Source organism: Streptomyces sp. DSM 106670 (genome assembly GCF_055792845.1).
The window spans coordinates 3917625-3938751 of sequence record NZ_CM147704.1 but is presented as its reverse complement, the minus strand read 5'-3'; the positions used below and the strand labels follow the sequence as shown (position 1 = coordinate 3938751).

Below are 21127 nucleotides of genomic sequence, written 5' to 3'. Positions count from 1 at the left end.
AAACGCCGGACGGGCTGATAGCGGGCCGTCCTACCCCTTGGCCCCGTTCAGAGACACCGCCGCGGGAGCCACCTTCGTACCGGCCACCGAAGACACCGGCAGATCCGCGAGCCCCAGCTCCTTCGCCGCTGCCAGCAACTGCTCCACCTGCCCCGACGCCGCGCCCGACGACCCCATCAGCCGCATCAGCAGCGCCGACACCGTCAGGTTCTGCACATCACCCGTGGAGACCGACCCCAGCACCCGGCTCAGGTCGTCCGTGAAGGACGACGAACCGTCCAGCCACGGCCCCGCCAACGCCTGCGCGGTCTGCGAGTTGTCCACGAACCCGTCCACCGCCTTGCCGAGCGAGATCGACGACACGAGCCGGTCGAAGAAGACGGACTCCCCGCCGACGATGTCGATGTCGGCGTTCTCCAGACCCGTCGCCAGGACCGTCGCCTGCGCCTCGGCGACCTGCCGCTGCACCTCCAGGCCGGCCAGCCGGATCTCCTTCTCCGCGTCGAGCCGCAGGCGGTACTCCTCGTGTGTACGCGACGCCTCGTCCAGCGCCGCCATCGCGGCCGCCTTCTCCGTGAGCCCCGCGGCCTCCGCCTTCAGCTTCTCGCCGATGACCGCCGCGTCCGCCGACGCCTGGGCCTGCGTGCCCTCCGCCGCGGCGAGCGCCTTGAGCCGCGAGCCCTCCGCCTCGGCCTTGAGCCGGGCCGCCGTCGCCTCGGCCTCCGCGAGACCGGCCTTCTCGGTGACGTCCGCCTCCGCGTCGCGCACCTGTACGGCGGCGAGCCCCGGCGCGGCCGTCTCGGCCTGGATGCCCTCGGCCAGCCGCAGCTTGGCCTGCGCGTCGAGGTCCGCGGTCTTCAGCCGCGCCTCGGCGAGCGTGAGCTGCTCGGCCGCCAGGTGCGTGGACGCCGCCTCCGCCGCCTCGGCCGCCTTGATGTCCTTGACCAGCTTCTCCTGGGCCTCCGCCTCGGCCGCGATGATGACCGACCTGCGGGCCCGCTCGGCGTCCTCGACGGCGCGCAGGGTGAGGATCGACTCCTCCTGCTCGGCGACCGTGCGGTCCACCGCGATCCGCTCCCGGATGACGTCGGCGACCTCGCGGCGCTCGGCCTCGACCTCCTTCGTGGCGGCGATCCGGTTCAGCTCGGTCTCGCGCTCACGCCCGATGACCTCCAGCATCCGGTCCTTCTCGATGCGCTCGCTCTCGACGGCGATGACGCGCTCGCGGTTCTTCTGCGCGACGGCGATCTCCCGCGCCTGGTTCTCGCGCTGGATGCCGAGCTGCTCCTCGGTCTTGATGAACGCGCTCTGCGAACCGAGCCGCTCCTCCTCCTGCACCCGGGCGGTGGCCGCCTCCTCGCGGGCCCGCAGCGTCTCGACCTCGCGGCGCTGCTTGATCTCCGCCTCGGCCTGCCGGCGCTCCAGCTCCAGGATCGTCTCGCGGGCGTCGACGTCCTGCCGGGTGATCTCCTTCTGCTCGGTGCGCTGGAACTCGTTGGTGCGCACGTGCTCGATCGCGGTCAGCTCGGTGATCTTCCGGATGCCCTGGGCGTCCAGGATGTTGGCCCCGTCGAGCTGTGCCATCGGCGTCTGCTCAAGGAAGTCGATCGCGGCGTCGTCGAGGTGGTAGCCGTTCAGGTCGGTACCGATGACCTGGATGATCCGGTCCCGGAACTCCTCGCGCTTGGTGTACAGATCGACGAAGTCGAGCTGCTTGCCGACGGTCTTGAGCGCCTCGGAGAACTTCGCGGAGAAGAACTGCTGGATGGCGTCCTTGTCGCTCGCCCGTCCCGTACCGATGGCCTGGGCGACCTTGATGACGTCCTCGACGGTCTTGTTGACCCGGACGAAGAAGGTGATCTGGATGTCGGCGCGGATGTTGTCCTGGCAGATCAGACCCTCGCGCCCGGCGCGGCGGATTTCGATCGTCTTCACCGAGATGTCCATCGTCTCGGCCTTGTGGAGCACGGGCAGGACGACGGCTCCGGTGAAGGTGACGTCGACCTTCTTGGTCTTGGAGATGATCAGCGCCTTGCCCTGCTCGACCTTGCGGAACAGCCGGGTGATGACGAAGGCGATGGCGATGACGATGAGCAGGACAACGGCGATGAGCACGCCGATGCCCAAGGAGATGGCATCCATAGAAGAGTCCTTGGCGGCTTGTCGGTACGGAAGTGGCACAAGCGAAGTAGGGGTGGCCGGCCGTTACGGGGACGGGCGGCGGGTACGTACGTCAGGACGGTCCGGAGCCTCGGCCGGCCCGGGCGACCTGACCCGACCGGTCCGGTGACCCGCTGACCCGGGGCGTCCGGACGGCTCACCCGGACCGGACAGGCGGCCGGGCGAGCGCCCGGGACCACCCGGTTCAACCGGACCGGCGGATCGGCCGGTTCAGCTGTCCGACCCGCCCGGCAACTGCTGTGGTCGGGTGTTCGGACCGGGGTCGAGCGCCGCGTCGTAGGGCGAGACCCAGAAGAACTCGCCGTCCTCGTCGTACGCGTAGAGGAGTCCGGAGCCGCCCAGGACGAGCGGCGCCTCCTCCGCGCCCGGTTCGGGGAGCGGGAAGGGCTCGGCCCGGCGGACCTGCACGATGGCCGTCGATCCGTCGTGGGACATGACCTCGGCCTGGCCGAACGTCGCGGTGACGGAGCCGGTGCGGATCGTGCAGACGCTCCCGACGAAGTCCAGCCTCGATGGCGGAGGTTCCGCCGGGAAGTACCGGCGGAAGCGGTGGACGAGGAGGCGGACGGCCGCCCAGGCGAGGAGCAGCGAACCGGCGAGCACGGCGACCGCGAGCACGGCGCGGGTGGCGGTGCCGGTCTCGCTGTGGCGCAGCAGAACGGTGCCGGACAGGCTGCCGAACCAGGAGAAGACGACCAGCAGGGAGACGGAGACGGAGACCGGAACACCGCCGAGACCGGCCGGGCCGGTGTCGAGGTCCGCGTCGAAGGAGTCGTGGCCGGCGGCCCCGGCCAGCACCAGCAGCCAGAAGCAGATGACGACGATCAGAGCGGCGCCGAAGATGACGGCGGGGAATTCGAGTGCAGCGCTCAGGAATTCGTCCATCGGTCCCACCCCCCTGCGTCCTGCGCACGGGCCCTGGGGCGGTGCGCTTCCTTGATGCCGGCACGGGGGCGGCGAGCGGCCGGCGGGCGCCGGGGCCCCCGGCCGCTGCGGCACTGTCGGTGCCTGCCGCAGCGGCCGGGTTGTTTCCCCCGGTGGGGCCCTTCCGCCGGATCTCGAACCGACCTCGAACCGTCCGCGATCCCCCGTGGACGATCCGGGATCCGAGACCCGTGAAGGGCTCCCGTTCCCCCGTTCCCCGTGCTCCCCCGTGTGCTTCCCCCGTGTTGTTGCTGACCTGATCCTGTCATCCGGACTCGGCCCGGCGCATTGCCGGATCCCGGCAATCTTTACGCTTTGCTAATGCCGGGCACCGGCACCGCCCCGTGTGCGTTGGGGAAATGACAGGACTGTTGCAAGGCTGAAGGAGAGTGCGTGGCCGAGCCAAGGATTCCCGAGGAAATGCTGGGCAATTATGCCCATATTCTGGGCGAAGTCGCCCTCACCGGCCGCCGCCTGACACGTAACGAACTGGAGGCGCGCCGGGCCCTCGGCCGTGCCGCGGCGGATGCCGGGCATCAGCTGCGCGCCCTGGTGACGATGCATCTGGCACAGACGCGTGAGGCCTGGCCGCGCGCCGCTGCCGGAAACTCCCCCGCCGTGACGGATGCCGTCCTGGCCGCGGTGGAACAGGCGGTCGACGCGTTCGCCGAGGGCTTCGAGCGCGCCCAGCGGCTCACCGTACGGCGGGAGGAGGCGGCGCGCCGGGAATTCATCGACGACCTGCTCTACGGGCGCAGCGACCTGGTCCGGCTCGCGGAGCGCGCGACCCGCTTCGGCCTGCGGCTTTCCCGTGCGCACGCGGTCGCGGTGGCGTCGGGCCCGGAGGCGTACACCGAGACGGACGCGGTGCCGCGCAGTGTGGAGACGGCGCTGCTGACCCGGTTCAGCGGCCGGAAGATCCTGCTGACGACGAAGGACGGCCGGATCGTCTGCATCGCCCCGGGCAGCCAGCCCGACGTCCTGCGCTACTTCGCCAAGCAGGCGCACGCGGCGACGGACGGTGGCCGGGTCGCGGTGGGCCGTCCGCACAAGGGCCCGGGCGGGGTGGTCCACTCGTACGACGAGGCGCTCGAAGCCCTCGATCTGGCGGACCGGATGGGAATGGACGACCCCGTGCTGTACGCCTCGGACCTGATGGTCTACCCGGTGCTGACCCGGGACCGGCAGGCGATGGCCGATCTGGTGCGCAGTGAGCTGGGCCCGCTCCAGAAGGCGAGGGGCGGTGCGGAACCGCTGCTGAACACGCTGGCGGTCTACTTCGACGCGGGCTGTGTGGCCGCCGAGACCGCCCGCCGACTGGCGCTGAGCGTACGGGCGTTGACGTACCGCCTGGAGCGCATCCACCAGCTGACCGGGTCCGACCCCTCGGACCCGATGCACCGCTACAGCCTGCAGACGGCGGTCATCGGGGCCCGGCTGCTGGACTGGCCGGCCAAGGAGCTGTGACACGCCCCGGCCGGCCCGGTGTTACGCGCTCTACAGGTCGAACTCGTGCGGCGGCAGGTCGAGCGCGAAGCACGCCTCCCGCACGACGGCCTGCTCGGTGGCGTCGAAGTCTCCGTCGGCGCCGCCGATGACGATGCCGATCTGGATCACGGCCCGGGCCTCGGCCGGCTTCTTCTTCGCCTTGGCGATCTCCTGGACCACGCCGACCTTGCCGAGGGCGAAGTCGGCGGTGAGCTGGTCGACGTACGCGTTGAAGCGCCGCTGGAGGTCGTCCGCGGGGAAGTTCCGCAGGACGTCGTTGGACGCGATGAGCGCCGCGACGCGCTGGCGCTCGGCCGGGTCGACGGAACCGTCGGCGGCGGCGACCAGGGCGCACATGGCCATGCTCGCGTCCCGGAACGAACCCGACTTCAGCTCGTTCTTCTTCGCCTCCAACTGCGTCTGCATCGACGACGCGGATTCCTTGATGCGATCCCACAGAGCCATGACGTCTCCCTACGTTCCCTGCGTCGAACATCTCTACAAACGTGTAGAGATTAACAGCCGGGCTTGCTCAGGGCGTTGGGAACGAGCCGTTCCGCGGCGTTCGGACACGCATCGGCCGATTGTCGTCTCGTACGGCTGAGCGATACTCAACAGCCTTTGCATGAACCGGAGGTGACGGAGGGTTCGATCCGTGGAACGCGGGTCCGACCCTCTATCGTGGGCGCCATGCCCGCCGATCTGATCCGCATCGTGTCCCGTGACTCCCCGATGGCGCTCGCCCAGGTGGAGCGCGTACGCGCCGAGTTGGCCGAATCCCACCCCGGTATCCGTACCGAGGTCGTCCCGGTCCGGACGACCGGCGACAAGTGGATGGGCGATCTCAGCGCCGTCGAGGGCAAGGGCGCGTTCACCAAGGAGGTCGACCAGGCGCTCCTCGCCGGGGAGGCGGACCTGGCGGTGCACTGCGTCAAGGACATCCCGGCGGACCGCCCGCTGCCCGCGGGCACGGTCTTCGCCGCCTTCCTCCGGCGCGACGACATCCGCGACGCGCTGATCCACCCGGGCGGCCTGACCCTGGACGAGCTGCCGTCCGGCACCCGGATCGGCACCTCGTCCGTACGCCGCTCCGCGCAGCTCGCGGCCTCGCACCCGCACCTCGACTGCGTACCGATGCGCGGCAACGCCAACCGCCGGCTGGAGAAGCTGGCCGGCGGCGAGGCCGACGCGCTGCTGCTTGCGGTGTCCGGTCTGGAGCGCATCGGCCGTACGGACGTGATCACCGAGGTCCTGTCGCCCGAGGTGATGTGCCCGCCGATCGGCGCGGGGGTTCTGGCGCTCCAGTGCCGCGAGGGCGACGACGCCGTGATCGACCTCGTGAGCGGCCTCGGCGACCCGGCGGCGTACCGCGAGACGACCGCCGAGCGGATGTTCCTCCATGTGCTGCAGGGCCACTGCAACAGCCCGATCGCCGGGTACGCGCAGGTCGAGCGGAACGGCGATCTCTCGCTGCGGGCGAAGGTGTTCACGCCCGACGGCAAGACCGTGCTGAACGCGCACGAGTGGGCGGGGCCGCTGGACCCGGCCACCCTGGGCACGTCCGTCGCGGTCGCGCTGTTGCGGCAGGGGGCGCGGGAACTGATCGACGGCATCGCGCACTGAGCGGCGCCGTGCGGACGACGGAGCCCCCGGACACCGGGTGGGTGTCCGGGGGCTCGACCACGCTCAAGGAGCTTCGGCACCGACGTCAGTGCCGGACGCGCCTACTCGTGCTTCTCGCCCGCCGGTTCGGGGGTGAGGTCGTCGTGCGTGGGCAGCCGGCGCTCGGGCGCGGACTTCGGGACGGGCTCCTTCGCCAGTGCGTCGCCCGAGTCCTTGCCGCCGCCGCGCCGGGCCTCGATCTTCGCGGCGATGGGCTGCGTCCACCGGGCGGTGAGCGGGCCGACGATGACGAGGATCAGGACGTACGCGGTGGCGATGGGGCCGATGCGCGGCTCGGTGGCCACGGCCAGACCGGCGATGACGATGGAGAACTCGCCGCGCGCCACGAGGGTGCCGCCCGCCCGCCAGCGACCGCGCGAGCCGACTCCGGCGCGGCGGGCCGCGTAGTAGCCGGTGGCGATCTTGGTGAAGACGGTGACGATGGCCAGCAGGGCCGCGGGCAGCAGCACCGGCGGGATGTCGGCCGGGTTCGTGGAGAGCCCGAAGAAGACGAAGAACACGGCGGCGAACAGGTCCCGCAGCGGCGTGAGCAGCTTGCGGGCGCCCTCGGCGACCTCGCCGGAGAGCGCGATGCCGACGAGGAACGCGCCGACGGCCGCGGACACCTGGAGCTGCTGGGCGACACCGGCGACCAGGACAGTGAGGCCGAGGACGACCAGGAGCAGCATCTCCGGGTTGTCGGAGGAGACCGCGCGGCTGATCAGGCGGCCGTGGCGGAGCGCCAGGTAGAGGACGAGCCCGACGGCCCCGAGCGCGATGACGAGCGCGAGGCTGCCGCCGGCCAGGCTGACCCCGGCGAGCATGGCGGTGAGCAGCGGCAGATACACCGCCATCGCCAGGTCCTCCATGACGAGGACGCCGAGGATGACGGGGGTCTCGCGGTTGCCGAGCCGCCCGAGATCGGTCATCACCTTCGCGATCACGCCGGAGGAGGAGATCCAGGTGACACCGGCGAGCGCGACCGCGCCGACCGGGCCCCAGCCGAGGACCAGGGCGGCGACGGCGCCGGGCGTCGCGTTGAGGACGAAGTCCACGGCACCGGACGGATACTGCGTCTTCAGACTGGTGACCAGCTCCGAGGCGCTGTATTCGAGCCCCAGCAGCAGAAGGAGCAGGATGACGCCGATCTCGGCGCCCACCATGGTGAACTCCTCGCTCGCGTCGAGCGGGATCAGCCCACCGTGCCCGAACGCCAGCCCGGCGAGGAGGTAGAGCGGGATGGGGGAGAGCCCTATCCGGCCCGCGAACCGCCCGACGAGCCCCAGCCCGAGGATGACGGCCCCCAGCTCCACCAGCAATGCAGTCGTGTCATGCACGGTCAGCCCTCCGCAATGATCTCGGAGAGCGCGTCGACGCCCTCACGCGTACCGACGGCGACGAGTGTGTCCCCGATGGCCAGTCGAAAATCCGGTTCCGGCGACGGGTGCGCGCTGTGGGTGCGCAGCACCGCCACGATGGACGCCCCGGTCCGGGTCCGCGCCCGCGTCTCCCCCAGCAGCCGCCCGCCGTACGGGGAACGGGATCCGAGCGGGATGTGCTCGGTGACGAGGTCGATGCCCTCGGTCCGTACGGCGTCGATGGGCGCCGGATCGATGAGGTGCGCGAGCGCGGTGGCCTCGGTCGTCGTCAGGGGGACGGAGAGTTGGCACGAATCAGGGTCGTCCTGTTCGTAGAACCCGATGAACCGGCGTCCGTCGTGGTGGACGACGACCGAGATGTGCTGTCCCGTCTCGGTCGTGAAGTCGTACTGAGCACCCACTCCGGGCAGTGATGTACGGCGGGTTCCCATGGCTTCCTCCCGAGACGTGCGGCGGCGTGCGCGCACTTGGCGATCTCTTTATTCGGCCATTACCTTATCGGGCGACTCCCGGCCGTCGAGGGGCCGCAGCAGCTCCAGGGCCTCTTCCCAGGGAAAGGGCTCCTGGTCGCCGTCGGAGTCGGAGACGGGCGGCTGGGACGTACGGGAGCCGACGAGCACGCCCATGTCACGCAGCTTGCGCAGGCTCTCGGCGTAGGCGGGGTGCTTCGCGAGAACGGAGTTCACGGCCGGGAGGACGGCGGTGGGGACGCCGAGCCCGTACGCCTCGCACAGGATGCCGAGGGCGAGGGTGTCCGAGATTCCGGCCGCCCACTTGTTGATCGTGTTGAACGTGGCGGGCGCGACGACGATCGCGTCCGGGTCCGGAAACGGCCGCGGGTCGCCGGGGGAGCGCCAGGCGGACCGGATCGGATACCCGGTCCGCGCCTCGACGGCCGCGGCGTCGAGGAACCCGAGCCCCTGCGGGGTGGCGACGACGCCCACGTCCCACCCGGCGTCCAGCGCGGCGGCGAACAGCCGGTCGGCCTCCCGGGCGACCCCGGCCGCGCAGACGACGACGTACAGGAACGGCTTACGGTCCGGCTGCTCGCTCATGGGCTCCCCTGTTGATCGCTGAGGCGGTGCGGCTCAGCAGCGTACGGCGGGCCGGGGGCGATAGTGGGGGAGAGGGCTGCGGGTGCGGCCGGCACCGATGAGTTGAGGCGGCGACCCCGGTCTACCCATGGAGAGCGCCAGAACACAGGAGGACGGCATGGCTCAACTGCTGCGAGTTCAGAACTTCACGGTGTCGAGTGACGGCATCGCCGCCGGTGAGAACCAGACGCTGGAGCGGCCGTTCGGCCACGTCGACCCCGGGCGCCTCTTCTCCTGGGCGGGCGCTACGGCGAGCTGGCCGAACCGCACGGACCCCGGCGGGAGTCGCGGCCTGGACGACTACTTCACACGGGACTTCGCCCACAACATCGGCGCGGAGATCATGGGCCGCAACAAGTTCGGCCCGCAGCGCGGCCCGTGGGAGAACCACGAGTGGCAGGGCTGGTGGGGCGAGGAACCCCCGTTCCACACCCCGGTGTTCGTCATGACGCACCACGAGCGCCCGTCGATCACGCTCTCCGACACCACGTTCCACTTCGTCGACGCCGACCCGGCGACGGTGCTGGACCGGGCGAAGGAAGCTGCGGGCGGCAAGGACGTCCGGCTCGGCGGCGGAGTCACCACGATCCGCGAGTTCCTCGACGCCGGCCTGATCGACACCCTGCACGTGGCGGTCTCCCCGGTGAAGCTGGACACGGGCCTGCGCCTGTGGGACTCGCCGGACGAACTGCTGGACCGCTACCACCTGGAGGCGGTGCCCAGCCCGAGCGGCGTGACACATCACCTGTTCTGGCGGAAGTGACGGCGAGGGCCGCCCGGATCCGCGAAACGCCCGGCGTCGCGGCAGCGGATCGGGGAGAGTCGATTGCGTAGTCGTCCGAGTGCGCACAGGTACGAAGCGCACTCGGACACCGCGCGCTGCCCACCGCAGCCGGCCCGAAAAGGACTTCCGCCTTGTCGCCCTTCGAACCTCGACACGCTCCCGCCGGCGATGTGGGCGCGGCGCTCATGCTGATCGACTCCCGGCTCAGGACCGTCCACACGGGCAGGAGCGGGACCGATCCCGAACAGGAGCAGCTGGTCCAGCAACTCCTCACGTCACTCGGCCCGGAGGGTCTGGACGACGTGCGGGACGGGGCGTGCACACTCGTCTACCTGTACATGAAGTGGCTCCGGGAGGCCCACGAGGCACACGAGAAGGACGTCATCGAGTACGTGGTGCCGACCCTCGTCACCTCCCTGAAGATGCTGCCGAGAAGCGTCCGGCCCGAGACGGTCCCCACGATGGCCGGCCTGGCCATCGCGGCCGCCACCGGCCTGAGCCCCACCCTGTGGCGCAAGCAGTACGGCGACTGGACGGAAGCGGAACTGACCGCGCTGGAGGCGACGGCGTTCCTGCTCGCGGAACACATCAACCGCATGACGGACGACCAGAACTTCGCGACCCGCATGATCACGGAGGCGCTGTCGAAGGCGGAGGCGGGGGCGGGCTGAGGGGGTTGAGTGGCGGTTGCATGTACATGAGCAATATTCGACAAGAAGCCCCGTCCCCGCCGCTCCACTCCGTGTCCGTGGCCGGTGTCGTCGTCCGTGAGGACGGCCGTGTACTCACGATCAAGCGGGCCGACAACGGGACCTGGGAGCCGCCCGGGGGCGTGCTCGAACTGGCCGAGGCCCCGGAGGACGGCGTACGTCGCGAGGTCTTCGAGGAGACCGGCGTCAAGGTCGAGGTGGACCGGCTGACCGGGGTCTACAAGAACACCGCCCGAGGGATCGTCGCCCTGGTCTTCCGCTGCCGCGTCGAAGGCGGCCACGAGCAAGTGACGGACGAGGCGTCGGCAGTGGAGTGGCTGACCCCTGACGAGGTGACCGGCCGTATGACCGAGGTCTACGCGGTCCGGGTCACCGATGCCCTGCTGGACGGTGCACCGCAGGTGCGCGCGCACGACGGCCGGAGGCTTGCGTAACGCATGAGCCCCGAAGGCGGATCGCGTCCCGCCTCTCGGAGTATTCAGCCCGACTCGGGGACTCCGTGGCCCTCGGGGCGGTCCAGGCCGAGTGCGAAGTCGGTAAGCGTGCGGAAGTCGTCCTCGCGCAGGCCGACTCGGGGGTTGACGTGGTGGAGAAGCCCGGGGCCCTCATGGTGCGTGGCGACGTACGTACGGTCCAGGTCGCTCTGTTCGTCGTCCACCCAGGCGAAAGGGCGGCCGGCTGCGTGGTCGACCAAGGGGCCCGTCTTCCAGTGGACTCCGTCGGGGCGTTCCTGGAACAGGGCGTCACCGAAGTCCACGAAGGGGAGTTCGGGGAGGCCGAGGGCCGGGGCGATCCACCGGTTGGCCTCGCTCATCCAGGTGGTGGCCCAGCACAACTCGTAGCCGAGCCGCAGCAGGGCAGGCCCGTGCTCCGGGTTGAGCCAGACCCGCAGCGGGCGTCGTGGGGTCAGAAGACCTGCACGGTCTCCTGAGGGCCCGGTCTCCACGGGCACCCTGAGGGTGATGTAGCCGGCGGGGCGTCGCTCTGGCTGTGCCGCATACGGGTTGAGCGGGCCGTCCACATCGAGGAACAGCAGTGGTCGGTTCATCGTCGCCCCCTGGTGCAGCATCCGTATCCGTATCCGCTCTGCCGGGGCAGCGTAGTTCTGAGGAGCGTTCTCGTGCCGGGGCACCTACCCCCGTCCCACCACCACCCCCGCCCGGTCGATGCAGATCACGTCCACCGCGACCGGTGCGCCGCGCAGGACCGCCAGGGCCTCGTCGCGGGCGCGGGTCGCCACCAGGTCGCCGAGGGGGACGCCCGCCGCCTCGCACAGGCGCAGGGCCTCCAGGCCCGTGTTGGCGGTGGCGATCCGGGAAGCCAGGTCCTCGTTCGCGCCGCCCGTTCGGGCCAGGTCGGCGAGGAAGGGCTTGTTCACCTGGGAGCGGGCCGAGTGGAGGTCCAGGTGGCCGGCCGCGAGTTTGGAGAGTTTGGCGAAGCCGCCGCAGATCGTGAGGCGGTTGACCGGGTGGCGGCGTACGTATTTCAGGACCGCGCCCGCGAAGTCGCCCATGTCCAGGAGGGCTATGTCCGGCAGGCCGTACTCCGTGGTCACCGTCTTCTCCGACGCCGAGCCCGTGCAGCCCGCCACATGGGTCAGGCCCGCCGCCCGTGCCACGTCCACGCCCCGGCGGATCGAGTCGATCCAGGCCGAGCAGGAGTAGGGGACGACCACGCCCGTCGTGCCCAGGATCGACAGGCCGCCCAGGATGCCGAGGCGGCCGTTCCACGTGGAGCGGGCGATCTCCTCGCCGTGGTCCACCGAGACCGTGATCTCCACGTCCCCCGCGTCACCGTGCTCCGCCGCCACCCGCTCCACGTGCTCGCGCATCAGCCGGCGCGGGACCGGGTTCACCGCGGGCTCCCCGACGTCCAGCGGCAGGCCGGGGAGCGTCACCGTACCGACGCCCGGGCCGGCCCGGAACACCACGCCGGAGCCTGGCGGCAGCTTCCGTACGGTCGACCGCACGAGCGCCCCGTGCGTCACGTCCGGGTCGTCGCCCGCGTCCTTCACCACCCCGGCGCTCGCCCGCCCGGCCGCCAGCTCCTCCACCGCCAGCGCGAAGGCCGGGGTCTGGCCCTTCGGCAGCGTGATGGACACCGGGTCCGGGAAGTCGCCGGTCAGCAGTGCCGTGTACGCGGCCGTCGTCGCCGCCGTCGCACAGGCGCCGGTCGTCCAGCCGGGGCGCAGACCGGTGTGCTTGAGTTGGGCACTGCGACCGCCCCGCGCCTCAGCAGCGTTCACGAGAAGAGTCCGTTCCGATGATGACGCCTGTGCATGTTCTTGTTCTGGGGGGTACGACCGAGGCGCGCCGCTTGGCCGAGCACCTGGTCGCCCGTGATTCGGGGGTCCGGGTCACCACCTCGCTCGCCGGACGCGTCTCCGCCCCGCGGCTGCCGCCCGGCGAGGTGCGGATCGGTGGCTTCGGGGGCCCCGACGGGCTCGCCGCCTGGGTGCGTGAGCACGGTGTGGACGCTCTCGTCGATGCCACCCACCCCTTCGCCGCCGCCATGAGCCGGAACGCGGCCGAGGCCGCCGCGCAGGCCCATGTTCCCCTCCTGGCCCTCCGCCGGCCCGGCTGGGTCGCCCAGGACGGTGATCGCTGGCACTCCGCCGGATCGCTCGCCGGGGCGGCCGAGCTGCTGCCCGGGCTGGGGAAGCGGGTCTTCCTCACCACCGGGCGGATGGGGCTCGCCGCCTTCGCCGGAGCCGCACTCGACGATCTGTGGTTCCTCGTGCGGTCCGTCGACGCACCCGAGCCGCCCTGCCCGGCCCGGATGGAGGTGCTGCTCGACCGGGGGCCGTTCACGCTGGAAGGAGAGCGGGAGATCATCCGGCGTCATCGCGTCGACGTCCTCGTCACCAAGGACAGCGGCGGGGACGCCACCGCCCCCAAGCTCGCCGCCGCCCGTGAGGCCGGGATTCCCGTCGTCGTGGTGCGGCGGCCACCGGTGCCGGAATGGGTGCCGGTGGCCCGTACGCCCGACGAGGCCGTGGAGTGGGTCGTACGGAGGCTCCACGCCTCCGGGTAGCGGCGCGAGCTCTACGCCTCCGGGTAGCGGCGCGGCGTCCAGACGATGGACCGGTCCGCTCCGGCATCGCCCCGCCGTACCCAGCGCGTCTGCGACGAGCCCACGATCAGCAGCGTCCGCATGTCCACCTCCGCCGGGTCGACGTCGGCCAGCCGCACCGTGCGTACGGACTCCGTCGGGCCGCCCACGTCCCGGGCCAGGACGACCGGGGTGTCCGGGGAGCGGTGCTCCAGGAGCAGATCGCGGGCCTTGCCGACCTGCCACGTACGGGACTTGGAGCCCGGGTTGTAGAGGGCGAGGACCAGGTCGGCCGAGGCCGCCGCGCGCAGGCGTTCCGCGATGACCTCCCACGGCTTGAGCCGGTCCGAGAGGGAGATCGTGGCGTAGTCGTGGCCCAGCGGCGCACCCGCACGGGCCGCCGCCGCGTTGGCCGCCGTGACCCCGGGCAGGACCTGTACGGGGATGTCCGCGTACTCCTCCTGCGCGGCCACCTCCAGCACCGCCGTCGCCATGGCGAAGACCCCGGGATCGCCGCCGGAGACCACCGCGACGCGACGGCCCCGCCGGGCCAGGTCCAGCGCGAACTCGGCGCGCTCGGACTCCACCTTGTTGTCCGAGCCGTGCCGCGCCTGGCCCGGGCGGACCGGCACCCGGTCCAGGTAGGTGGTGTAGCCGACCACGTCGTCCGCCGCCGCCAGCGCGCCCCGGGTCTGAGGCGTCAGCCACAGCGGGCCCGCCGGTCCGGTGCCGACCACGACCACCTCTCCGGAGCCCGAAGGCGCGGGGCGCGGTGCGTCGACCCGGCTCGGCAGCACCGCCACCGAGAAGTACGGCACCGACGCCGGGTCGATGTCCGCCAGCTCGCCCGTGCGCTCCCCGGCCATCGTCGCCCGCTCCACGTACCGGGCCTCCGCCAGCCGCCCCGACGCCTCGAACGCCCCGCGCACCGCCGGGAACGTCCGCCCCAGCTTCATCACCACCGCCGTGTCGGTCGCGGCGAGACGGGCCGTCAGCTCCTCCTCGGGGAGGGTGCCGGGGAGGATCGTGAGGATCTCCTCGCCCTCGACCAGGGGGGTGCCGAGGCGGGCCGCCGCCGCGCTGACGGAGGTGACGCCCGGGATGACCTCGGTGGGGTACCGGTCCGCCAGGCGCTTGTGCATGTGCATGTAGGAGCCGTAGAACATCGGGTCGCCCTCGGCGAGGACCGCGACGGTCAGGCCCGCGTCCAGATGCGCCGCGAGGCGGGCCGCGGCCTTCTCGTAGAACTCCTCCAGCGCGCCCCGGTAGCCGCCCGGGTGGTCCGTGGTCTCCGTCGTGACGGGGTAGACCAGGGCCTCCTCGATGTGATCGGGCCGCAGGTGCGCCGCCGCGATGGAGCGGGCGATCGAGCGGCCGTGGCGGGCGCTGTGGTACGCGACGACGTCCGCCTCGCCGATCGCCCGGACGGCCCGCAGGGTCATCAGGTTCGGGTCGCCGGGGCCGAGTCCGACGCCGTAGAGCTTGCCGGTACGGGTGTCCTTCACCGGAGAAGTCACTGTTACTCCTCCTCGCTCGCGATGGCGTTGAGCGCCGCCGCCGCTATCGCGCTGCCGCCGCGCCGGCCCCGGATGATCAGGTGCTCCAGGCCCGACGGGTGCTCGGCCAGGGCCTCCTTGGACTCCATCGCGCCGACGAAGCCGACCGGGACGCCGATCACGGCGGCCGGGCGCGGGGCGCCCTCCTCGATCATCTCCAGCAGCCGGAACAGCGCGGTCGGGGCGTTGCCCACCGCGACCACCGCCCCCTCCATCCGGTCCCGCCACAGCTCCAGGGCCGCCGCGCTGCGGGTCGTGCCCATCTTCGCGGCCAGCTCCGGCACGGACGGGTCGGAGAGCGTGCACACCACGTCGTTGTCCGCGGGCAGCCGCTTGCGGGTGACCCCGCTGGCCACCATCGCCACATCGCAGAGGATCGGCGCGCCGGAGCGCAGGGCCGCGCGGGCGTCGGCCACGGCGTTCGGCGAGAAGGCGAGGTCGCGTACGAGGTCGACCATGCCGCAGGCGTGGATCATCCGGACGGCGACCTGGCTCACATCGGCGGGCAGCCCGGCCAGATCCGCCTCCGCGCGGATGGTGGCGAAGGACTGGCGGTAGATCGCCGGTCCGTCCTTCTCGTACTGATGCACAGTGCTGTCGCTTTCTTCTGCCGTTATGGGAGGTGGGGAGGGGGCGTGCTCAGGCGCGGGCCGCGGCCACCGTCGCCGCGAGTGCCGCCGGGTCGTTCCGGACCGTCGCCGGGGGGTCCCGGCGTTCGCCCCGTACATGCGAGATCCGGTGTCCGCCGGGCGTGACGACCACGTCGATCCACTCCCCGTGGGGGTGGCCGCAGCGGCGTTCGCACCCGGACCAGTACACAGGGAGCCGCCCGACCGGTCCGACAGCGGCCCCCGCTTCGGCCCGTACGTCGGACAGCGCCTTCGCGCAGCCGGGGTGGCCGATGCAGGCGCCGACGCCGGTCCACGGGGACTCGGGGGTGGTGATCAGCCCGGCCGCCGCCAGGGCGCGCAGCGCCTCCGCCGCGCCACCCTCGTCGAAGGGGCCGGGGACGACGACGCCGCGCCACGGGGTCAGCCGCAGCTCGTTCCCGTACCGCCGGGCCGTGTCGGTCAGCAGCCGCCACTGGGCGGGGGTGAGCTGTCCGAGCGGTACGTCGACACAGATCGCGGTCGTGGTGGTGGTGGCGGCGGTGGTGGTGGCCGTGGCTGCTGTCGCTGTCGCTGTCGCTGTCGCTGTCGCTGTCGCTGTCGCGTTGCCGTGCGGTCCGGTGACGGCGCCCGGGTCCGGAGTCTTCGCCGTACAGGGGCGGGGGCGGTGCACGGGATCACCCGCCGCCGACCCGATGGCGTGGACGAGCTTCGCCCGTACGTCGTCGGGCAGATCCTTCACGCGCCAGGCGCCGGAGTCCCGGGCGGCGCGGAGGAACGCCTCGGCGGCCAGGAGCGCGGCGCGCGGGCCGTCCCCGGCCGGTATCCGGAACACCTCGTCCCCGGCCCCGATCCGCAGGAGGCAGCTGTCGCCCTCCGCGATCAGGGTCACGTCCGCGCCCAGCGCGTCCGCGTCACCCCGCCCGTCGTCAAGGGCGAAGAGGAAGCGGCCGGAGAGCGACGCGGCGGCGGCCGATCCGCACACCAGGCCGTCCAGCCCGGTCAGCCAGGGGCCGAGCGCGGGCGAACCGTCCAGTCCGGCGAGCGGCGAGGCCACGATGTTGCGGGCCCGCTCGTGCGCGGCGGAGGGCAGGAGCCCGGCGGCCGTGAGCAGCCCGGCGAGCTCACCGCCGCACCGCGCGTCGAGGCCGCGCAGCTGGACGTTGCCCCGCGAGGTGAGATGCAGCTCACCGTCCCCGAACCGGTCCGCCACCGCGAGCAGCGCGTCCGCCCGGTCCGCGCTCAGCACCCCGCCGGGGATGCGTACGCGGGCCAGCGCACCGTCGTCCGCCCGGTGCAGCCGCAGCGTTCCCGGGCAGGCGTCGCCGCCGCTGCGGGGGGAGACGCCGCCCGCGGAAAGGGGCGAGGGGGCGGAATCGGGCATGGCGGCGAGCATACCGACCGGGCCGCTCCGGGAGACGGGGTCGCTCCTGTGACCTGCGGGACAGCGGCCTGCGGGCGAACCATTGCTCTGCGGGACAGCGGCCTGCGGCCGGACCCGTGACCTGCAGGACGGCCGAACCGCTGACCTGCGGGCCAGCGGCCAGCGGTCGGACCATTGGGCTGCGCGACAGAGCGGCCTGCGGTCGGACCCGTGACGTGCGGGACGGCCGGACCCGTGACCTGCGGGACGGCCGAACCGCTGACCTGCGGGACAGCGGCCGACGGCCGAACCGCACCGGCCCGTCGGACCCTGCCCGCCGTCCCCGTCCCGCCGACAGGCACCCCGCCCTCTGCCCCGCCCGTAAACAGTGATCACCACCGCACCCCCGCCCTCTGCCCCGCCCCTCCTCCGCCGCTTAGGATGCAGGCGGTGGTCCGTTCAGGCCGCCATCGCCAGACGGCGACAGGGGAGGAAGCCCGGTGAGATTCCGGCGCGGTCCCGCCACTGTGAGCACGGCCGCCACCACCGGCCGGGCGAGTCAGGAACTCCCTTCCCCGAGCGCCCGGTTCACGAGCCGGGCGCAGCGCCCGGTTTCGCGCCGGACGCGGGGAGACCCCTCCGACACCGCCCGGGGCGTGGACACCCCGAGGAAGGCCTGACGCAGCATGATCCTGCTCCTGTCGACGTCCGACACCGACCTCCTGAGCGCCCGCGCTTCCGAGGGGCCCGTCAGCTACCGCTACGCCAACCCCTCCCGCGTCGACCTCGACGGACTGCCGGAGCTGCTGGACGGCGTCGACCTCGTCGTCGTACGCCTCCTCGGCGGCGTACGGGCTTGGCAGGAAGGGCTCGACGCCGTGCTGGCCACCGGGCGGCCGGTCGTCGTGCTGACCGGTGAGCAGGCCCCGGACGCCCAGCTGATGGCCGCGTCCACCGTCCCGATCGGCATCGCCGCCGAGGCGCACGCCTACCTCGCGCACGGCGGGCCCGCCAACCTGGAGCAGCTGGGCCGGTTCCTCTCCGACACCGTGCTGCTGACCGGCCACGGCTTCGAGCCGCCCGCCCCGGCCCCCGCGTGGGGCCCGCTGGAGCGCCCGGCCCGTGAGCTGCCCGAGGGTGCGCCGACCGTCGCCGTCCTCTACTACCGCGCCCACCACATGAGCGGGAACACCGCGTTCGTGGAGGCGCTGTGCACGGCGGTGGAGGATGCCGGGGCCCGGCCGCTCCCGCTGTACGTCGCGTCCCTCCGTACGCCGGAGAGCGACCTCATCGACGAGTTGCGCACCGCCGGCGCCATCGTGACCACGGTCCTCGCGGCGGGCGGCACGAAGCCGGCCGAGGCATCGGCCGGCGGTGACGACGAGTCGTGGGACGCGGGCGCGCTGACCCAGCTCGACGTGCCGATCCTCCAGGCGCTCTGCCTGACCAGCCCGCGCAGCGCCTGGGAGGAGAACGACGAGGGCGTCTCCCCGCTCGACGCGGCCACCCAGATCGCGGTGCCGGAGTTCGACGGCCGCCTGATCACCGTTCCCTTCTCCTTCAAGGAGATCGACGAGGACGGCCTCCCGGCGTACGTCCCCGACGCCGAGCGCGCCGCCCGGGTCGCCGGCATCGCCGTGCGCCACGCGAAGCTCCGCACCATCCCCAACGCGGAGAAGCGCATCGCGCTCGTGCTCTCCGCCTACCCGACCAAGCACTCCCGGATCGGCAACGCGGTCGGTCTCGACACGCCCGCCAGCGCGGTGGCGCTGCTGCGCCGGCTGCGCGCCGAGGGGTACGACTTCGGGCCCGAGGAGGACATCCCGGGCCTGGTCTCCGGCGACGGCGACGAGCTGATCTACGCGCTGATCGACGCGGGCGGCCACGACCAGGAGTGGCTGACCGAGGAGCAGTTGGCGAAGAACCCGGTCCGCATTCCGGCCGCCGACTACCGCCGCTGGTTCGCCGAGCTTCCGCAGGAACTGCGGGAGTCCGTGGAGGAGCACTGGGGCCCGGCGCCCGGCGAGATGTTCGTGGACCGCTCCGCCAACCCGGAGGGCGACATCGTCCTCGCGGCCCTGCGGCGCGGCAACCTCCTCATCCTCATCCAGCCGCCGCGCGGCTTCGGCGAGAACCCGATCGCGATCTACCACGACCCCGATCTGCCGCCCTCGCACCACTACTTGGCCGCCTACCGCTGGATCGCCGCCTCCGCCGACGACAACGGCTTCGGCGCGGACGCGATGATCCACCTCGGCAAGCACGGGAACCTGGAGTGGCTGCCCGGCAAGAACGCCGGTCTGTCCGCCGCCTGCGGCCCGGACGCCGCGCTCGGTGATCTGCCGCTCGTCTACCCGTTCCTGGTGAACGACCCGGGCGAGGGTACGCAGGCGAAGCGCCGCGTTCACGCCACTCTCATCGACCACCTCGTCCCGCCGATGGCCCGCGCCGACAGCTACGGCGACATCGCGCGCCTGGAGCAACTCCTCGACGAGCACGCCCAGATCGCCGCGATGGACCCGGCGAAGCTGCCCGCGATCCGGGCGCAGATCTGGACGCTGATCCAGGCCGCGAAGCTCGACCACGACCTCGGGGTGGCGGACCGCCCGGAGGACGAGGGCTTCGACGACTTCATCATGCATCTCGACGGCTGGCTCTGCGAGATCAAGGACGTCCAGATCCGCGACGGCCTGCACGTCCTGGGCAACCCGCCCGCCGGGAACGACCGGGTCAACCTGGTCCTCGCCGTGCTGCGCGCCCGCCAGATCTGGGGCGGTACGGCATCGCTGCCGGGGCTGCGCGAGGCGCTGGGCCTCGACGAGTCGGCCGCCACCCGCACCGCCGCCGACGAGATCGAGGAGCAGGCCCGCGCCCTGGTCCAGGCGATGGACGACGCCGACTGGGACCCGGCCGCGGTGGCGACCGTGGCCGCAGGCCTGCCCGACGCCGTGGCGGACATCCTCACCTTCGCGGCCACCGAGGTCGTCCCGCGCATGGCGGCGACCACGGACGAACTCACCCACGCGGTCCACGCGTTGAACGGCGGCTTCGTCCCGGCGGGCCCCTCTGGCTCCCCGCTGCGCGGCCTGGTCAACGTGCTGCCGACCGGCCGCAACTTCTACTCCGTCGACCCGAAGGCCGTGCCCTCCAAGCTCGCCTGGGAGACCGGCCAGGCGCTCGCCGAATCGCTCCTCACCCGCTACCGCACCGACAACGGCGACTGGCCCACCTCGGTCGGCCTCTCCCTCTGGGGCACCAGCGCGATGCGCACGGCGGGCGACGACATCGCCGAAGCCTTCGCCCTGCTCGGCATCCGGCCCGTCTGGGACGACGCCTCACGCCGCGTGACGGGCCTGGAGCCCATCCCGTACGAGGAGTTGGGCCGTCCCCGTATCGACGTCACGCTGCGCATCTCGGGCTTCTTCCGTGACGCGTTCCCGCACACGGTGGGGCTGCTCGACGACGCCGTACGGCTGGCCGCCTCGCTCGACGAGCCGGCCGAGCGGAACTACGTACGGGCGCACACCCAGGCGGACCTGGCCGAGCACGGCGACGAACGCCGGGCCACGACCAGGATCTTCGGCTCCCGGCCCGGTACGTACGGCGCGGGCCTCCTCCAGCTCATCGACTCCCGCGACTGGCGCACCGACGCCGACCTCGCCGAGGTCTACACGGTCTGGGGCGGTTACGCCTACGGCCGCGAGCTCGACGGCCGCCCGGCCCGCGAGGAGATGGAGAGCGCCTACAAGCGCATCGAGGTCGCCGCGAAGAACACCGACACCCGCGAGCACGACATCGCGGACTCCGACGACTACTTCCAGTACCACGGCGGCATGGTCGCCACCGTGCGCGCGCTGAAGGGCACGGCCCCGGAGGCGTACATCGGCGACTCCACCCGCCCCGAGACCGTCCGCACGCGCACGCTGGTCGAGGAGACGTCCCGCGTCTTCCGGGCCCGGGTCGTCAACCCGAAGTGGATCGAGGCGATGCGCCGCCACGGCTACAAGGGCGCGTTCGAGCTGGCGGCCACGGTCGACTATCTCTTCGGGTACGACGCCACGACCGGTGTCGTCGCCGACTGGATGTACGACAAGCTCACCCAGACGTACGTACTCGACCCGGAGAACCGGCAGTTCCTCCAGGAGGCCAACCCCTGGGCCCTGCACGGCATCGCGGAACGCCTCCTGGAGGCCGAGTCGCGCGGCATGTGGGCCAAGCCGGACCCGGCGGTGCTGGACGCGCTGCGCCAGGTGTACCTGGAGACGGAGGGGAACCTGGAGGGCGAGGACTGACACTCCTCGCCCTGCCGGCCCGCACGGCCTTTCTT

General features: G+C 72.2%; 18 protein-coding genes and 1 riboswitch. Of the genes, 7 read left to right on the top strand and 11 right to left on the bottom strand.

Going from position 1 to position 21127, the window contains the following annotated elements:
- Positions 1–30: 30 nt before the first annotated feature.
- A complete protein-coding gene (locus ACSMXR_RS17440; protein WP_473172288.1) occupies positions 31–2142 on the bottom strand; it encodes a flotillin family protein in 2112 nt (703 codons plus the stop codon).
- A gap of 249 nt (positions 2143–2391) precedes the next feature.
- A complete protein-coding gene (locus ACSMXR_RS17435) occupies positions 2392–3066 on the bottom strand; it encodes a hypothetical protein (RefSeq protein ID WP_473172287.1) in 675 nt (224 codons plus the stop codon).
- Between the two features lie 432 nt (positions 3067–3498).
- On the opposite strand from ACSMXR_RS17435, the gene ACSMXR_RS17430 reads away from it, so the two are divergent.
- Positions 3499–4572 carry a PucR family transcriptional regulator gene (locus ACSMXR_RS17430; RefSeq protein ID WP_137229222.1) on the top strand — a complete coding sequence of 358 codons (1074 nt, stop codon included), beginning with the start codon at positions 3499–3501 and terminating at the stop codon, positions 4570–4572.
- Positions 4573–4602: 30 nt separating this feature from the next.
- On the opposite strand, the gene ACSMXR_RS17425 is transcribed toward ACSMXR_RS17430, so the two are convergent.
- Positions 4603–5058 carry a tellurite resistance TerB family protein gene (locus tag ACSMXR_RS17425; RefSeq protein ID WP_006125865.1) on the bottom strand — a complete coding sequence of 152 codons (456 nt, stop codon included), beginning with the start codon at positions 5056–5058 and terminating at the stop codon, positions 4603–4605.
- Between the two features lie 225 nt (positions 5059–5283).
- Here ACSMXR_RS17425 and hemC point away from each other — a divergent pair, with 225 nt between their 5' ends.
- Positions 5284–6216 (top strand): hydroxymethylbilane synthase, encoded by a 933-nt coding sequence (hemC, locus tag ACSMXR_RS17420; protein ID WP_103513320.1) that lies wholly within the window; start codon positions 5284–5286, stop codon positions 6214–6216.
- A gap of 101 nt (positions 6217–6317) precedes the next feature.
- Here hemC and ACSMXR_RS17415 read toward each other — a convergent pair whose 3' ends face one another.
- The 3 genes from ACSMXR_RS17415 to ACSMXR_RS17405 are packed head-to-tail and all read right to left on the bottom strand — an operon-like array spanning position 6318 to position 8689.
- Positions 6318–7592, bottom strand: coding sequence for a cation:proton antiporter (locus ACSMXR_RS17415; RefSeq protein WP_473172286.1), 1275 nt, complete (start codon positions 7590–7592; stop codon positions 6318–6320).
- A 2-nt stretch (positions 7593–7594) separates the two neighbouring features.
- On the bottom strand, positions 7595–8065 hold the full coding sequence (locus ACSMXR_RS17410; RefSeq protein WP_030076978.1) for a cation:proton antiporter regulatory subunit: 471 nt from the start codon (positions 8063–8065) through the stop codon (positions 7595–7597).
- 48 nt (positions 8066–8113) lie between these two features.
- Entirely contained in the window at positions 8114–8689 is a 576-nt protein-coding gene (locus tag ACSMXR_RS17405; protein WP_218525727.1) for a flavoprotein, read from the bottom strand.
- A 157-nt stretch (positions 8690–8846) separates the two neighbouring features.
- On the opposite strand from ACSMXR_RS17405, the gene ACSMXR_RS17400 reads away from it, so the two are divergent.
- From ACSMXR_RS17400 to ACSMXR_RS17390, 3 genes are all read left to right on the top strand, one after another.
- Complete coding sequence (locus ACSMXR_RS17400) at positions 8847–9491, top strand: dihydrofolate reductase family protein (RefSeq protein ID WP_137229216.1); 645 nt, start codon at positions 8847–8849, stop codon at positions 9489–9491.
- Between the two features lie 206 nt (positions 9492–9697).
- Positions 9698–10183 carry a hypothetical protein gene (locus tag ACSMXR_RS17395; RefSeq protein ID WP_473172393.1) on the top strand — a complete coding sequence of 162 codons (486 nt, stop codon included), beginning with the start codon at positions 9698–9700 and terminating at the stop codon, positions 10181–10183.
- A gap of 20 nt (positions 10184–10203) precedes the next feature.
- On the top strand, positions 10204–10656 hold the full coding sequence (locus ACSMXR_RS17390) for an NUDIX hydrolase (RefSeq protein WP_473172285.1): 453 nt from the start codon (positions 10204–10206) through the stop codon (positions 10654–10656).
- A gap of 44 nt (positions 10657–10700) precedes the next feature.
- On the opposite strand, the gene ACSMXR_RS17385 is transcribed toward ACSMXR_RS17390, so the two are convergent.
- Together ACSMXR_RS17385 and ACSMXR_RS17380 are read right to left on the bottom strand one after the other, a co-directional pair.
- Entirely contained in the window at positions 10701–11270 is a 570-nt protein-coding gene (locus ACSMXR_RS17385) for an HAD domain-containing protein (RefSeq protein WP_473172284.1), read from the bottom strand.
- Between the two features lie 84 nt (positions 11271–11354).
- Complete coding sequence (locus ACSMXR_RS17380) at positions 11355–12467, bottom strand: cobalt-precorrin-5B (C(1))-methyltransferase (RefSeq protein ID WP_473172283.1); 1113 nt, start codon at positions 12465–12467, stop codon at positions 11355–11357.
- 17 nt (positions 12468–12484) lie between these two features.
- Here ACSMXR_RS17380 and ACSMXR_RS17375 point away from each other — a divergent pair, with 17 nt between their 5' ends.
- A complete protein-coding gene (locus tag ACSMXR_RS17375; RefSeq protein WP_473172282.1) occupies positions 12485–13255 on the top strand; it encodes a cobalt-precorrin-6A reductase in 771 nt (256 codons plus the stop codon).
- A gap of 11 nt (positions 13256–13266) precedes the next feature.
- Here ACSMXR_RS17375 and ACSMXR_RS17370 read toward each other — a convergent pair whose 3' ends face one another.
- The 3 genes from ACSMXR_RS17370 to ACSMXR_RS17360 are packed head-to-tail and all read right to left on the bottom strand — an operon-like array spanning position 13267 to position 16833.
- Positions 13267–14778: a precorrin-2 C(20)-methyltransferase gene (locus ACSMXR_RS17370; RefSeq protein WP_218526539.1), complete on the bottom strand. Its 1512-nt coding sequence runs from the start codon at positions 14776–14778 to the stop codon at positions 13267–13269.
- Positions 14779–14792: 14 nt separating this feature from the next.
- Complete coding sequence (locus ACSMXR_RS17365) at positions 14793–15419, bottom strand: precorrin-8X methylmutase (protein ID WP_137229202.1); 627 nt, start codon at positions 15417–15419, stop codon at positions 14793–14795.
- A gap of 49 nt (positions 15420–15468) precedes the next feature.
- Positions 15469–16833: a cobalamin biosynthesis protein CobG gene (locus ACSMXR_RS17360; RefSeq protein ID WP_473172281.1), complete on the bottom strand. Its 1365-nt coding sequence runs from the start codon at positions 16831–16833 to the stop codon at positions 15469–15471.
- Positions 16834–17289: 456 nt separating this feature from the next.
- Positions 17290–17369, top strand: a riboswitch (cobalamin riboswitch).
- A gap of 117 nt (positions 17370–17486) precedes the next feature.
- On the opposite strand from ACSMXR_RS17360, the gene cobN reads away from it, so the two are divergent.
- Positions 17487–21092, top strand: coding sequence for a cobaltochelatase subunit CobN (gene cobN / locus ACSMXR_RS17355; RefSeq protein ID WP_473172280.1), 3606 nt, complete (start codon positions 17487–17489; stop codon positions 21090–21092).
- The last annotated feature ends 35 nt before the right edge of the window (positions 21093–21127 follow it).

What these genes read in the sequence shown, in the direction of transcription:
- ACSMXR_RS17435 (WP_473172287.1), bottom strand. Translation starts at nt 3,066, where the DNA reads ATGGACGAATTCCTGAGCGCTGCACTCGAATTCCCCGCCGTCATCTTC.
- cobN (WP_473172280.1), top strand. Translation starts at nt 17,487, where the DNA reads ATGATCCTGCTCCTGTCGACGTCCGACACCGACCTCCTGAGCGCCCGC.
- ACSMXR_RS17400 (WP_137229216.1), top strand. Translation starts at nt 8,847, where the DNA reads ATGGCTCAACTGCTGCGAGTTCAGAACTTCACGGTGTCGAGTGACGGC.
- hemC (WP_103513320.1), top strand. Translation starts at nt 5,284, where the DNA reads ATGCCCGCCGATCTGATCCGCATCGTGTCCCGTGACTCCCCGATGGCG.
- ACSMXR_RS17405 (WP_218525727.1), bottom strand. Translation starts at nt 8,689, where the DNA reads ATGAGCGAGCAGCCGGACCGTAAGCCGTTCCTGTACGTCGTCGTCTGC.
- ACSMXR_RS17385 (WP_473172284.1), bottom strand. Translation starts at nt 11,270, where the DNA reads ATGAACCGACCACTGCTGTTCCTCGATGTGGACGGCCCGCTCAACCCG.
- ACSMXR_RS17375 (WP_473172282.1), top strand. Translation starts at nt 12,485, where the DNA reads ATGATGACGCCTGTGCATGTTCTTGTTCTGGGGGGTACGACCGAGGCG.
- ACSMXR_RS17425 (WP_006125865.1), bottom strand. Translation starts at nt 5,058, where the DNA reads ATGGCTCTGTGGGATCGCATCAAGGAATCCGCGTCGTCGATGCAGACG.
- ACSMXR_RS17390 (WP_473172285.1), top strand. Translation starts at nt 10,204, where the DNA reads ATGTACATGAGCAATATTCGACAAGAAGCCCCGTCCCCGCCGCTCCAC.
- ACSMXR_RS17440 (WP_473172288.1), bottom strand. Translation starts at nt 2,142, where the DNA reads ATGGATGCCATCTCCTTGGGCATCGGCGTGCTCATCGCCGTTGTCCTG.
- ACSMXR_RS17395 (WP_473172393.1), top strand. Translation starts at nt 9,698, where the DNA reads ATGCTGATCGACTCCCGGCTCAGGACCGTCCACACGGGCAGGAGCGGG.
- ACSMXR_RS17360 (WP_473172281.1), bottom strand. Translation starts at nt 16,833, where the DNA reads ATGCTCGCCGCCATGCCCGATTCCGCCCCCTCGCCCCTTTCCGCGGGC.
- ACSMXR_RS17410 (WP_030076978.1), bottom strand. Translation starts at nt 8,065, where the DNA reads ATGGGAACCCGCCGTACATCACTGCCCGGAGTGGGTGCTCAGTACGAC.